This is a genomic window from Flavitalea antarctica (genome assembly GCF_054461535.1).
The window spans coordinates 71,553-84,712 of sequence record NZ_JBTLQG010000014.1 but is presented as its reverse complement, the minus strand read 5'-3'; the positions used below and the strand labels follow the sequence as shown (position 1 = coordinate 84,712).

9 protein-coding genes are annotated in these 13,160 nt (G+C 45.1%); 3 read left to right on the top strand and 6 right to left on the bottom strand.

Annotated features, from left to right (window positions below):
* Positions 1-5: 5 nt before the first annotated feature.
* From sufC to ACX0G7_RS14565, 4 genes are all read right to left on the bottom strand, one after another.
* A complete protein-coding gene (gene sufC, locus ACX0G7_RS14580; RefSeq protein ID WP_458924227.1) occupies positions 6-773 on the bottom strand; it encodes a Fe-S cluster assembly ATPase SufC in 768 nt (255 codons plus the stop codon).
* 28 nt (positions 774-801) lie between these two features.
* Positions 802-2,244 (bottom strand): Fe-S cluster assembly protein SufB, encoded by a 1,443-nt coding sequence (gene sufB, locus ACX0G7_RS14575; protein WP_458924226.1) that lies wholly within the window; start codon positions 2,242-2,244, stop codon positions 802-804.
* A gap of 283 nt (positions 2,245-2,527) precedes the next feature.
* Complete coding sequence (locus ACX0G7_RS14570) at positions 2,528-3,430, bottom strand: magnesium transporter CorA family protein (RefSeq protein ID WP_458924225.1); 903 nt, start codon at positions 3,428-3,430, stop codon at positions 2,528-2,530.
* A 49-nt stretch (positions 3,431-3,479) separates the two neighbouring features.
* Positions 3,480-5,195 carry a GH39 family glycosyl hydrolase gene (locus tag ACX0G7_RS14565; RefSeq protein ID WP_458924224.1) on the bottom strand — a complete coding sequence of 572 codons (1,716 nt, stop codon included), beginning with the start codon at positions 5,193-5,195 and terminating at the stop codon, positions 3,480-3,482.
* Between the two features lie 61 nt (positions 5,196-5,256).
* Between ACX0G7_RS14565 and ACX0G7_RS14560 the strand changes: the two genes are divergently transcribed.
* The 3 genes from ACX0G7_RS14560 to ACX0G7_RS14550 all read left to right on the top strand — a co-directional run bounded on the left by ACX0G7_RS14560 (position 5,257) and on the right by ACX0G7_RS14550 (position 10,186).
* Entirely contained in the window at positions 5,257-5,763 is a 507-nt protein-coding gene (locus tag ACX0G7_RS14560) for an ArsR/SmtB family transcription factor (protein WP_458924223.1), read from the top strand.
* 10 nt (positions 5,764-5,773) lie between these two features.
* Positions 5,774-6,613 carry an SRPBCC family protein gene (locus ACX0G7_RS14555; protein WP_458924222.1) on the top strand — a complete coding sequence of 280 codons (840 nt, stop codon included), beginning with the start codon at positions 5,774-5,776 and terminating at the stop codon, positions 6,611-6,613.
* 153 nt (positions 6,614-6,766) lie between these two features.
* Positions 6,767-10,186 carry a HEAT repeat domain-containing protein gene (locus ACX0G7_RS14550; RefSeq protein ID WP_458924221.1) on the top strand — a complete coding sequence of 1,140 codons (3,420 nt, stop codon included), beginning with the start codon at positions 6,767-6,769 and terminating at the stop codon, positions 10,184-10,186.
* A gap of 82 nt (positions 10,187-10,268) precedes the next feature.
* Here the strand turns inward: ACX0G7_RS14550 and ACX0G7_RS14545 are convergent, their stop codons facing one another.
* Both ACX0G7_RS14545 and dinB read right to left on the bottom strand, forming a co-directional pair.
* The gene (locus ACX0G7_RS14545; protein ID WP_458924220.1) at positions 10,269-11,354 is read right to left on the bottom strand and encodes a porin; all 1,086 of its coding nucleotides are present in this window, start codon (positions 11,352-11,354) and stop codon (positions 10,269-10,271) included.
* 408 nt (positions 11,355-11,762) lie between these two features.
* Positions 11,763-13,106, bottom strand: a complete 1,344-nt coding sequence (gene dinB, locus ACX0G7_RS14540) for a DNA polymerase IV (RefSeq protein ID WP_458924219.1) — start codon at positions 13,104-13,106, stop codon at positions 11,763-11,765.
* Positions 13,107-13,160 lie beyond the last annotated feature (54 nt).

Here is a 13,160-nt window from a genome sequence, read left to right as displayed (position 1 = left end):
CCGGTTTAAGAAACTTCTTCTGCCTGATGCATTTCGTTCCTGATAAAATCATATCCTTTTTCTTCCAGTTCAAGTGCCAGTTCTTTCGTACCCGATTTCACAATGCGGCCATTGTACAATACGTGAACAAAATCAGGAACCAGGTAATCCAGCAGACGCTGATAGTGAGTGATGGCCAATACAGCATTGTCTTTATTACGCAGTTTGTTTACACCATTGGCCACAATTCTGATGGCATCTATATCCAGTCCTGAATCAGTTTCGTCAAGAATGGCAAGCCTTGGCTGGAGCATGGCCATCTGGAAGATCTCATTTCTCTTTTTCTCGCCACCGGAAAATCCTTCATTTAAAGAACGGCTCAGCATGGTCTGTTCCATTTCCATCAGGCCCATCTTCTCCTTCATCATCTTCAGAAATGCTACGGCATCCAGGGGCTCAAGGCCTCTGTATTTTCTAACTTCGTTTACTGCAGTTTTTATAAAGTTGGTAGTACTGAGACCTGGAATTTCAACAGGGTACTGAAAGCCGAGAAAAAGTCCTTCACCTGCCCTGTCTTCAGGAGACAGTTCCAAAAGATCTTTACCGAGAAACTCCACAGATCCACCGGTAACTGTGTAATCCTGCCTGCCCGCAAGAACTGAAGCGAGAGTGCTTTTACCGGATCCGTTAGGTCCCATAATAGCATGCACTTCCCCTGGCTTAATATCCAGGTTAATGCCTTTTAAGATCTCTCTTCCTTCTATGCCTGCCTGCAAATTTTGAATGCGCAACATATTATCTACTTGTTTTATTTTTTTATGATTAACCTACACTACCCTCCAGGCTGATTGCTAATAATTTTTGAGCCTCAATGGCAAATTCCATCGGCAACTGGTTCATTACTTCCTTCGCAAAACCATTAATGATCAGTGCAACCGCCGTTTCAGTGTCCATACCACGTTGATTGCAGTAAAATATCTGGTCCTCACCCACCTTGGAGGTGGTAGCTTCATGTTCTACTACTGAACTGTTATTTTTTACTTCTATATACGGAAAAGTGTGAGCGCCGCATTTATCCCCGAGCAACAAAGAGTCACACTGCGAAAAGTTCCTGGCATTGGTTGCCTTACGACTAACGTGCACGAGCCCGCGATAACTGTTATTACTGAACCCTGCTGAAATACCTTTGGAAACAATACGGCTGCGGGTATGTTTACCCAAATGCTGCATCTTGGTTCCGGTATCTGCCTGCTGGCGGTTATTGGTTACGGCAATCGAATAAAATTCGCCGGTCGAATAATCGCCTTTAAGAATTACGCTGGGATATTTCCAGGTGATTGATGATCCTGTCTCAACCTGCGTCCAGGAGATTTTGGCATGCGCCTGGCAAATACCTCTTTTTGTTACAAAGTTGTAGATACCACCCTTCCCTTCTTTATCTCCCGGGTACCAGTTCTGAACTGTTGAATATTTTATTTCGGCATGATCCTGGGCTATCAGTTCAACTACCGCGGCGTGTAATTGATTTTCGTCGCGCATCGGTGCCGTACATCCTTCGAGGTAACTTACATAACTACCAGGCTCGGCAACAATCAGGGTGCGTTCAAACTGCCCGGTGTTTTCAGCGTTTATCCTGAAATAAGTTGAAAGCTCCATCGGGCAGCGGACCCCGGTTGGGATATAACAAAACGAACCATCGCTGAATACTGCGGCGTTCAGGGCAGCAAAGTAATTGTCTGTTGCGGGAACCACAGAACCAAGATATTTCTTCACCAGCTCCGGATGTTCCCGGATCGCTTCGCTCATAGAACAAAAAATGATTCCCTGCTCTGCCAGCTGGGTTTTGAAAGTGGTAGCTATGGAAACACTATCGATAACTGCATCAATCGCAACACCGCTCAACCTTTTTTGCTCATTCAGGGAGATACCTAACTTTTCAAAGGTTGCCCTCAGCTCAGGGTCGATATCATCAAGGCTATCAACGGAGACCTTCTGTTTTGGTGCAGAATAATAAATGATGTCCTGGTAGTTTATCGGCGGATAGTCGATATTTGCCCAATCAGGTTCTTTCATATTCAACCACTGCTGATAAGCCTTAAGTCTCCACTGCAGCATCCATTCGGGTTCATTCTTTTTAGCAGAAATAAATCTTACGGTGCTCTCGTCAAGTCCTTTTGGGGCCTCATCCGACTCAATATTGGTTACAAAGCCGTATTTATAATCGCTGAGAACGGTTTGTTCAATACTACTGAGCTTTTCATCCATATATTCGACTTTTTAAGATACTTGTTTTACTGCCGCAAAGGTACAAATGTATTTATACAAAAAAGTATAAATACCGCAATTTCTTCTAATTTTCAGCGCCCAGACCGCTAGATGTTTAAAAAGAGTGTATGATTATCAACAACTTATATTTGGTAGCAATTCCCGGGCGGGTTTTTTAACATTTTCATGCTCCGTGTGGACGTATGCAAGGCAAGTATGAGCACAAAATTACGAAATTGTTGGTAAGAGGAGGGAATCCCGGGAAAAAAGAGGCCGGTGTGGGTTACAACCAGTTCTTCCTTTTAAACCAGGTATAGATAGCCAGTACTATTACAAGCATCAGTACCATCACCCCGGGGTATCCCCATTTCTGCCTGAGTTCGGGCATAAATTCGAAGTTCATGCCATAAATACCCACGATAAAAGTCAGTGGCATAAAGAAAACCGAGAATATGGTCAGCACGCGGATAGTCTCATTCGTCCGCTGGGAAGAAATATTGAAATATATACCCACCAGGTGGTTAGTATTTTCTGCAAGTGAATCAAAGATACTCTGCTGTTTCACATAGAGATCCCTGATATCCCTGGTATATTCATCAGAGGTGCCAGGGGGGTCAATATGGTCGATGATGTCGTTCGATAGAAGCAATACCCTCCGGATCACGTCAACCTTCCTTTTCAGAAAATACATGCTTTTCAGCAAGGGGGCATTCTTATTTTTTAGAAATACCTTTTCTTCCAGGTAGTCGATTGTTCTGTTCAGTTTCGCCCCGGGTTCATCGAAGGTCAGCAGTCCATACCTCACAATTTCGTTGAACAGGTGAAAGGCATTTTTGCAATCGCCGGTTCTTAAAAATTCTTCGTTTACCGCTTCGAGATCTTTCCATTCGTGTTTGTGCACCGTAACAATAAATTTTTCCGAAAAAAATATGGCGAGTTTATCTGTGAGTTCCTGCACCGTATCGGCCTGTGATTCCCTATACACAGAATAGATACGCATGATCACAAAACTATAGGTCCGTAGCTTTTCGAATTTTGGCAGATGGTCGGGCTGCAGTGCATCTTCTACAGATGCTTCATGAAGTCCGAACCTTCCGGCAACCTGCTGGACTTCGGCGCGGTCCGGCGACACCAGGTCGATCCATTCAAATCCTGACTCAGAATCGGTAGTGTAACTTTTAATCATAACGGATCTAATAATTCGAATTTTTGATAATATGTACCCCTGACTTTTATTACCAATTTAGAACCAGCAACGAAACGCCCTGCCTGGCTAAAGTGACCGGGATAGTTGTATGCCCTTTTTTTGCCTGAAGTTTTTGTGAACTTCCTGCAGTTTTCAACATACCCGCTGCTTCCAGGGTTTTTATCTGCCCTGAATCGGGCGTCTGCGGCGATCCCATTTTTTTCCAGGCTTCGTAAGAATTGCTGTGTTCCTTGTCAATCCGGTATTCGGTCATCCGGAACGATTTTGCCGGGATATTATCGATAGTAACGGTTATCGCCTCAGGGGGCGCTTGCCTGTCCTCATCATGATAATTCCAGATCAAGATTGCAGCAGATCGTTGATCTCTGGACGCAATGGCACCAATATCGGTGCCGTTGCGGATACTCGAATCTAGCACCTGGCGGAGGGGATACATTCTGTTCCCAGTGGCATGGACAAGATTTCCTTTCATCATTCCAAACATCCTGAATACATTCAATACGGGCTTGTCAACCCCATTGGTGGCGAGGTCACGGAAACCATAAAACCAGGGTTGATTCTCAAATTCAAATGACCATGACACAGCACCGGTGAGATTTCCATTATATAATTGCGCCAGTTCATACTTCCTTGCAAAACTCGCTGCTGTATAACTTGAATACATCGTGCCATTCCGGTATGCATTTGATGGATTGGTCGCCATCCCGCATGCGGCACAACCTTCAGGATCAGACTCTCCTACAATCAAAGGTATTGACTGGGTTTCGGGATAAGTTTTTGCGATTTTGATCCCGGCTTCTATATCCCGTAGCTGGGGCGCCATATTCATCCAGACAACGCCGTCTTTTAAGGTGGGGTTACCCTTGGCATGAAACAACAGGACTTCAAGCGGCGACCCTGTTTTCCCGGTGGCAAAGTTCCTTTCATATAAACAGTGTTTAATGAATGCATGCATAAACTTCGTGGCACCTGCACTGGAGGTGCCGGCGATGTCCGGTCCTCCGATCCTGGCCGAAGGCAAAGCCCGTTTCAAACCATCAGCTGCATAATCATATAACTTGAAGAATTCTTCCTGTGTCCCCTTCCAGTATAAGTTTGGTTCATTCCATACTTCCCAATACCAGCTCTCGACTTCTTTCTGGCCATACCTCGCAACACAATGTTTTACCCATTGATAAATTAGTTCGCTCCATTTATTATAATCTTTGGGAGGATATGCCCAGCCAGTGTAAATTTTATTGTAAGGATCCCCGGGTTTCCAGTCATGCTGATATGGTTGCGGCTTAGTTGATAAGGCCTCAGGCATAAAGCCGATCTGCGCCAGGGGCTTAATCCCACGCTGTATATAGGTATCAAAAATACTATCGGTTATGCGCCAGTCGTATACCGGCTTCCCCTCAGCATCTTCTGTATATGCGTTTGACGATCCCCATTTCAATGCCGGCTTACCATCACCACTGCACAACAGGCAATGTGTTCTTACATACACCGGTACGGGACTTAAGGCAGCAATTTCAGACAGCAGTTTTCTACCATCCTTCATGTAAGTATAGTTTGGCTCATCATAACCAAACCAGGCCCAGATCGGCACCATCTTCCCTTTCTCTTTCGCAAGATCAACTGTAATTGTGGCCGGGGGCGCCGCTGCGTTTCCTGGAGCGGTACCTTGCCCCGTCGTGCTTTGCACCAGGCTGGCTGACAATAGCAATAACAAATAGTTTCTGAACATGCAGGCAAACGGCATAAATGGCAATTCTGCAGACTAATATAACTACAATTCACCTAAAAAAAATTTGCGAAACCGTATGGTTACGCTTATATTTGTAACCACATTGTTACATATGCAGGAAACCAGGAGGGATGTATTCCAGGCAATTGCTGACCCGACAAGGAGGGCGATTATAAACCTGGTATCAAAGAAATCATTAAATGTAAATGCCGTAGCCGATCATTTTGAGATAAGCCGTCCGGCTGTTTCGAAACACCTGAGGATACTGACAGAATGCGGGGTAATCCTCATTGAGGACCAGGGACGTGAAAGGCTCTGTCGTATTAACCTGAACAAACTAAAGGAAGTTGACCGCTGGCTGGATCATTACCGGAAATTCTGGAACCATAAACTCGATGCTTTGGGTAACTTTCTGGAAAGACCGGAAAAACCGGGAAAAGACGAGTTGCCGCGAAAGCAGGCAACAACAGTGAAGGCGGAAGACCAACAGATGCGGGGAAAGGCAGCAAAAGAAACACAGCCGGCAAGGCAGAAAATTACCACTAAAGTGAAGAAAAATAATAAAACAGGCAATCACCAATAATAAATTACCTATGTCTCAGCTCGTTTTCGAACGCACTTACAATGCACCCATCAAGAAAGTCTGGAAGGCAATCACTGATAAAAATCAGATGAAGGAATGGTATTTTGAACTCGAAGAGTTTAAACCTCAACCGGGCTTTGAATTTAGTTTCTATGGTGGCAAGGATGATAGAAAATATCTTCATAAATGCAAAGTCATAGAAGCACGGCCGGTCAACAGGTTATCTTATAGCTGGAGCTACGACGGATATCCGGGCACATCTGTCGTCACTTTCGACCTGGCAGAATTGTCAGCTGATAAAACAAAACTTACATTGACGCATTCGGGACTCGACAGTTTCCCATCCAGCGAGCCCGATCTTTCTATCGATAATTTCTCAGAAGGCTGGAATTTTATCACCGGCACTTCATTGCCGAATTTTGTGGAGACGGATACTATCCGCAAGACAGCCACGATCAGGGCATCGGCGGAAGCAGTCTGGAAAGTATTACTTGATCCCAATCACAAATGGGCAATAGCATTCGGAGAAGGTACACTCGCTCAAACAGACTGGAACGAAGGTTCACCGATCATCTGGACCGATCTGACCGGCGCCATTGGAGCCAGGGGTATCGTGAAGAAAAGGGTGGAGAACAAGGAGCTTGTATTAAGTTATTATGATGATGTTGAACCAGGGCCCGGGGAAGATACTGGTGAATACATGGAATCTTTTACTATAGAGGATGCACCCGGTGGCGTCACTCTCATTGCATCGTCCGGCCCGCTGGCAAAAAAATATATAGAGATGCATGGACCGATGTGGGATAAAGCGATGTCCGCGATTCAATCTGGTTCAGAGAGCAACACTTAATTCAATTTTATTCTGACGAAGCCCGATTGTTGACAGTCGGGCTTTTTGTTTGAAATAAGTGCCTATATTCATATCTTTTCATCCGGGATCGCGGGAAATCAATCATGTCTCTGTGATACCATCACTCATAACTAAAAAGCTTAACCATAAGAAATGAGAATACCGAAACTGCCTGCTCAACAATTTTCCATTGCTTTTGCTGTACTGACAGCGTTGACAACTGCCACCGGTTGTAAACAAACAGAAGTTACTGATTTAAGGATCAGGCAACTTGATACTTTGCAAGCTGCCCGGCTCGCTGCAAAGATTGATTCCAACTTCAAACCCCAGCTTGCAGATGGCCTCTCGCTCGAAGTCTGGGGAGTCGATTCACTTGTTATCTCACCAATAGCCATTGATATTGACGACCAGGGAAAAATTTATTATACCACAACCAACCGTCAGAAGAATTCCGAATTTGATATCCGGGGACATCGCGACTGGGAAATAGAATCTATCAGTCTTCAAACCATCGAAGACAAAAGAGCATTTCTGCGTAAAACACTTTCACCTGAAAACAGCAAGCAAAATACATGGCTTGCCGACCTTAATGGTGACAGTTCACACGACTGGCGCGATATGACGATTGAAAAGGAAAATGTTTATCGTCTCGAAGACGTGAATGGAGATGGTGTAGCTGACAAATCGCAGTTGGTTGTAGACGATTTTAATGACGAAGTAACGGATGTCGCCGGCGGTGTTTTATCTGATGGTGATGACCTGTTTGTCGCGGTCGGTCCCGATCTGTGGCGCATGAAAGATAAAAACAAGGATGGTATCGCCGATGAAAAAACTTCCATCTCTCATGGCTATGGAATTCATATCGGCTTTGGCGGGCATGGGATGTCTGGCGTTGAGATGGGTCCTGATGGCCGGATCTACTGGCAGATCGGTGATATCGGATTTAATGGAAAAGGACCGGATGGCCAGGTTTGGTCCCATCCGAACAGCGGTGTTGTAGCAAGGTCAAATCCCGATGGCAGCGATTTCGAAATCTTTGCATACGGTAACCGCAACACACACGAGTTTGTTTTTGATGAATACGGTAACCTGATCAGTGAAGACAACGATGGCGACCATCCGGGTGAGAAAGAGAGACTGGTATACATTGTAAACGGGTCTGACCAGGGATGGCGCAGCAACTGGCAATATGGCAAATACCGGGATCCGAACAATAACACGTACAAGGTATGGATGGACGAAAAAATGTATTTGCCGAGATGGGAAGGACAGGCAGCTTATATCACGCCCTGTATCAGCAATTTCGTGAGCGGCCCCGCAGGCATGGTCTATAACCCCGGTACTGCACTGGGACCTGAATATAAGAACAGCTTCTTTGTTGCGGAATTTGTTGGTAACCCGGCAAGTTCAGGCATTCATAGTTTCAAATTAAATCCAAAGGGAGCCACATTCGAACTGGGAGCACAAAAAAAAGTACTCGGGGGCGTGCTCGCCACTGGTCTTGATTTCGGGCCGGACGGTGCACTTTACGTAGCTGACTGGATAGATGGCTGGGAAACCATGAACCGTGGCCGTATCTGGAAGCTTGACGATAAAGCAAATGCCACAAGCGCCGCAAGAGTTGAAACAAAAAAATTACTCGGCGCTGATTTCACAAAACTCAGCGAGGAGGAGGTTGGAGCCCAATTGAAAAATGCGGATATGCGCGTCCGTTTGAAAGCTCAGTTCGAACTGGTAAAGAGGGGAAATGATGGATTAACCATTTTTAAACAGGCCCTGGCTTCGAATTCCAATCAGCTGGCTAGAGTACATGCCATATGGGGAATCAGCCAAATGGCGCGTGCAGATAAAAAACATGCGGACCTGCTGATCCCGTTACTCAAAGATGCAGATCCTGAGATCCGTGCCCAGGCAGCAAAATGGCTCGGGGATCTTCGTTATGCAAGCGCCGGCAATCAATTGATCCCGGTGTTGAAGGATCCAAACAGCCGCGCGAGGTTTTTTGCCGCAGAGGCGTTGGGCCGCATGAAATTTGAAGCTGCCATAAATCCGATCATTGAATTGCTGGCCGCAAACAATGATGAAGATGCGTATATCAGGCATGCAGGCACTCTTGCTTTGGCACGTATAGGAAAAGCTGAACCGATAATTGCTTTAGCTGGCAACCCTTCAAGGGCTTTGCGTATTGCAGCGGTGGTGGCTTTGCGTAGAATGAGCCATCCCGGCATAGCTGTGTTTTTAAAGGACAGCGATGAATTTGTTGTTACCGAATGTGCAAGGGCAATCAATGATGATCTTTCAATAAAAGATGCTCTGCCGGCTCTTGGTGACGTTTTAAAAACAACTGGTTTTAAAAATGAACCGCTGATCAGGAGATCTATCAATGCAAATCTCAGGGTGGGCACCGACAGTGCTATGCAGAACCTGATTGCTTATGCAAACAATAATGCGAACCCACCTGCAATGCGTGCTGAAGCGGTAGATGCATTGAGCACCTGGGCAAAGCCGTCTGTGCTGGATCGCGTGGATGGAAGATTAAGAGGACCAGTGACCAGGGATCCGGCTATGGTCAGGGGCCATGTTGCCAAATCGTTTCTTCAACTTCTTAATGATAAGGATTCTGCAGTACGGATAGGAGCAGTAAAGGCAATAACAAGGTTAGAAATAAAAGAAGCCGGACCGTCGTTACTGGCGATTGTCAAAACCGACAGGGAACCAGCCATCAGGGTGCAGGCATTAAGGGGCCTGGTTGAACTCCAGGACAAAGATGTTGAAGCCGCAGTTAAATCTGCATTGACAGATAAGGAAAAAACAGTGCGTGTAGCCGGTCTTGACCTGCTTCAGAAAATGAACATCGGAAAAGACCTCATGGTAAATCTCCTGACTAATGTGATCAGCACAAAAACTATGGAAGAGAAACAGGCCGCACTGTTAACCATGGGTAAACTACCGTTGCAGTACTCAGGCAAACCACTCAACGACCTGGTTACAAAAATGCAAACCGGTTCTCTCTCTCCCGATCTGTATCTCGAATTAGGTGAGGCTATCGACAGCACGGGATCTGCAGACTTGAAGACCAGGTTTAAAGAAGTAAGTTCAAAACTGTCTCCTGATGAACTGACAGCCTCCTATGCAGGAAGTTTAACGGGCGGTGATGCAAATCGTGGACGGATGATATTTTTCCGGAATCAGCAGGCGCAGTGTATGAAATGTCATGCTTATGACGATCGTGGTGGAAACGCCGGACCCAGGTTGAATGGTGTTGCTATGCGGCTTTCAAGAGAGCAGTTACTCGAAGCGCTGATCTCGCCAGGCGCCAGACTTGCACCTGGTTTTGGAATGGTTTCCATAGAAAAGAAAGATGGTAAGACGGTCTCCGGATTGCTGATGGAAGATACCAAGACAACGCTTGTCCTGAAACTTGGTGATCAGCCAAACCAGGTGATTCCAAAGGACCAGGTAGTAAAAAGAACCAACTCTCCTTCCAGTATGCCTGATATGAAGGCAGTACTTTCGAAAAAGGAGATCCGTGATGTTGTAAGCTTTCTCAGTACTTTGAAAGAGAACAACTAACTAACATTTTAAAACAGAACAACTAACTAACATAAAGAAAAGTGATAAGTCATAAAACACTCATCACTTTTCTTTATAACATTTAGAACGAAACTGCCGTCGACAGGGTTATAGCAGCATTTGAGCTTTGCGGGTTCCCATCCTTGTCAATAAAGATCTTGTCCCCATTATGGAGATGCCGGAATTCGAGTCTTAGCATTGCGTTAGGAACGGGTATAAAATCGATGTTTGCTGACAACCCTATCGTTTCGAAACCATTAGGCGTTCCTGTAGGTATGATGACTCCGTATTTATCTCTGAAGTATTCACCGCGGATTGACAAAGCCCATTTTCTAAATGGCGTAAGCCTGGTAATAAAAACAGGAGTGTACCATATATTTACCGAATTGCCGGCCACCGGCTTTTCTTCGGTTCCGATGTCGAAACCAGCCGTAAATCCAAATATGGTCGTCACCTGCAAGGTGCCATAGATATTGTGATATGTTCTGAACAACCTGGCAGAGTCCGGTTTATCGGTACCAAAAAACGTACTGTAATTTAATGTAAGATTATTCGCCGGCTTTACCGCCACCTGACTGCCCCAACTGATCATGGTATTACCTTCCAGCTTTGCTATCCTTTGCCAGCCATTCAATGCGAGCGCACTCACAAACCATTTACCATTATCGGAAGTATAGGAGATCCTGGCGCCACTTTCAAAATAAGGTGAGTTCTCAGCCACCAGGCTCCTGGTAAGCGCCCAGTTGTCTTTGCCCACGGCACTTTCAAATCCGATATGAGAAGGTAAGATGCCTATATCAAACCAGATGTTTTTTCTGTCGCTCAATTTATAACCTGCGTTTGCCTCGAAAACATTTTTAAGCACACCGGGTTCGGCGGAATAGTTGGCATTTACATAAGTTCCTGCCGCAATCGCAAAGTTGGCGCGAACCCTATTCTCATTATAAGCCGCCTTGATAAAACCAAGGTTCAGATTGAATTCGTTATGACGATTATAGTTGTATAAAAAAGAGGGCCTTTTATTGGACTCCGGGTTACCGAAATCATAGCCATAGTATGCTTCTACGTAACCGGAAATGGTAAGTGGGTTTGACTTGGGCTTGATTGAATCCTGGCCCGGGCTATTCAAAGAAATGCAAACGAATAATATACTGGTTATTGTCCTCATGATTATCCATAATCAATTTTCTTACGGCCATGTTTTGAGATCTGTCAATTTCTTCCAGTTGATATTTTGTGTACTGTCAGTATCCTCCCGGTCATATTTTGTGTACTGTCAGTTTCCTCCCGGCTATATTTTGTGTACTGTCAGTTTCATCCCGGTCATATTTGTGTACTGCCAGTTTCTTCACGGCCATATTTTATGTACTGCCAGTTTCTTCCCGATCATATTTTGGGTACTGTCAGTTTCGTCCCGGTCATATTTTGTGTACTCTCAATTTTTTCACTTGTGCAAGCAGGTCTTTGAACAGGAGGCAAGTTAATTGAGTTTAGATATATCGAAGCGTTTTGCGTCGACCAGCGTAATAGTGATCTTAGCAGCCAGGAATTGGGCAGCTGCTTAGTCAGCCCGGGACTAGTCAGCCGGGGACGGATCTATCTGTGCCCTGGTAGCGCCGGCAAGCCTTGCAAAATTTTTTGCTTTATCAATATCATAGTTTTTACCGGGATACCTGTCTTTGGAAAAAGCAGATTTGTAAATCGCCGCGGACACGGATTGAGGTACACTTTTTTTTGAACTGCCTCCCGCAGGAGAACCTGGCTCTTTTCGTTGAATTGCCGCCGCACTTGAAAGCACTCCCTCTCCGAACTGGTTTTTAATACTGTCAACCGCATGGTAAAGCTGGATGAGCTCCGAAGTATCCTGGAACATGTTTATCTGGTATGTTCCGGCGATCAGATGAGTAAACCTTACTCCAATCAGTCGGATAAGTAAACGCCTTTCATACAACTTTTTAAATAGCTCCCTTACTGTTCTAACGAGCATAAGGTCCGCGTTTGTATAGGGCACCGTTTTCTGAATGGTATGGGTTTCAAAATCTGAATACCTGATCTTAACCGTGATACAACCGGTGAGCCGGTTCTGGTTCCTCAGATCAAAGGCGATTTTTTCTGTCATCCTGACGAGTTCTGCATCCAGGAAATTAATGTCTATCGTATCCTGTTGAAATGTATTTTCAGTTGATATAGATTTTTGTTCATGATAGGGTATCACCGGAGATTCATCAATTCCACGTGATCTGCGCCATAATTCCTCGCCCGTCTTGCCCATCAGATTTTGTAACATAATAACAGGAATCTCACTGAGCATGCGGACTGTTTCAACACCCATCTTCAGAAATTTATATCCTGTTTCCTTTCCGATGCCGGGGATCTTCATAATGCTGAGCGGTGCAAGAAAAGAACGTTCATCACCAAATGGAATCTCAATCCTTCCATCAGGTTTCACTTCATTTGTTGCAACCTTACTAATCAGTTTATTGCTTGCGAGGCCATAGGAAACCGGCAGGCCGCTTTCCTTTATCACCTTTGATTTGAGCTCTTCTGTAAACTTCGCACAACCGTGAAATTTATCCATGCCCGTAAGATCAATGTAGAATTCGTCAATGCTTGATTTCTCAAATACAGGTACTGAGTCATTGATCACTTCGGTAACCATGCCTGAAAATTTACTGTACTCTTCGAAGTCACTTTTTACAACAATTGCTTCACGACACAAACGCAGGGCGGCCCGCATTGGCATGGCACTGTGAATTCCGAACTTCCTGGCCTCATAACTACAAGCTGCAACCACTCCCCTGTCGCTGCTTCCGCCAATCAACAGTGGCTTCCCGATCAACCTGGGATTTCGAAGCCGCTCCACTGATACAAAAAAAGTGTCGAGGTCAAAATGTGCAATGTGCCTGTTGTATGTCAGCATAAAAAATAATTATAGATGACCTTTGGTATTTTTATTGAACGTTTAGCATTACAG

Coding starts and splice junctions, on each gene's coding strand:
- dinB (WP_458924219.1), bottom strand. CDS start 13,106: ATGCTGACATACAACAGGCACATTGCACATTTTGACCTCGACACTTTT.
- sufB (WP_458924226.1), bottom strand. CDS start 2,244: ATGGATGAAAAGCTCAGTAGTATTGAACAAACCGTTCTCAGCGATTAT.
- ACX0G7_RS14570 (WP_458924225.1), bottom strand. CDS start 3,430: ATGATTAAAAGTTACACTACCGATTCTGAGTCAGGATTTGAATGGATC.
- ACX0G7_RS14565 (WP_458924224.1), bottom strand. CDS start 5,195: ATGCCGTTTGCCTGCATGTTCAGAAACTATTTGTTATTGCTATTGTCA.
- ACX0G7_RS14560 (WP_458924223.1), top strand. CDS start 5,257: ATGGTTACGCTTATATTTGTAACCACATTGTTACATATGCAGGAAACC.
- sufC (WP_458924227.1), bottom strand. CDS start 773: ATGTTGCGCATTCAAAATTTGCAGGCAGGCATAGAAGGAAGAGAGATC.
- ACX0G7_RS14545 (WP_458924220.1), bottom strand. CDS start 11,354: ATGAGGACAATAACCAGTATATTATTCGTTTGCATTTCTTTGAATAGC.
- ACX0G7_RS14550 (WP_458924221.1), top strand. CDS start 6,767: ATGAGAATACCGAAACTGCCTGCTCAACAATTTTCCATTGCTTTTGCT.
- ACX0G7_RS14555 (WP_458924222.1), top strand. CDS start 5,774: ATGTCTCAGCTCGTTTTCGAACGCACTTACAATGCACCCATCAAGAAA.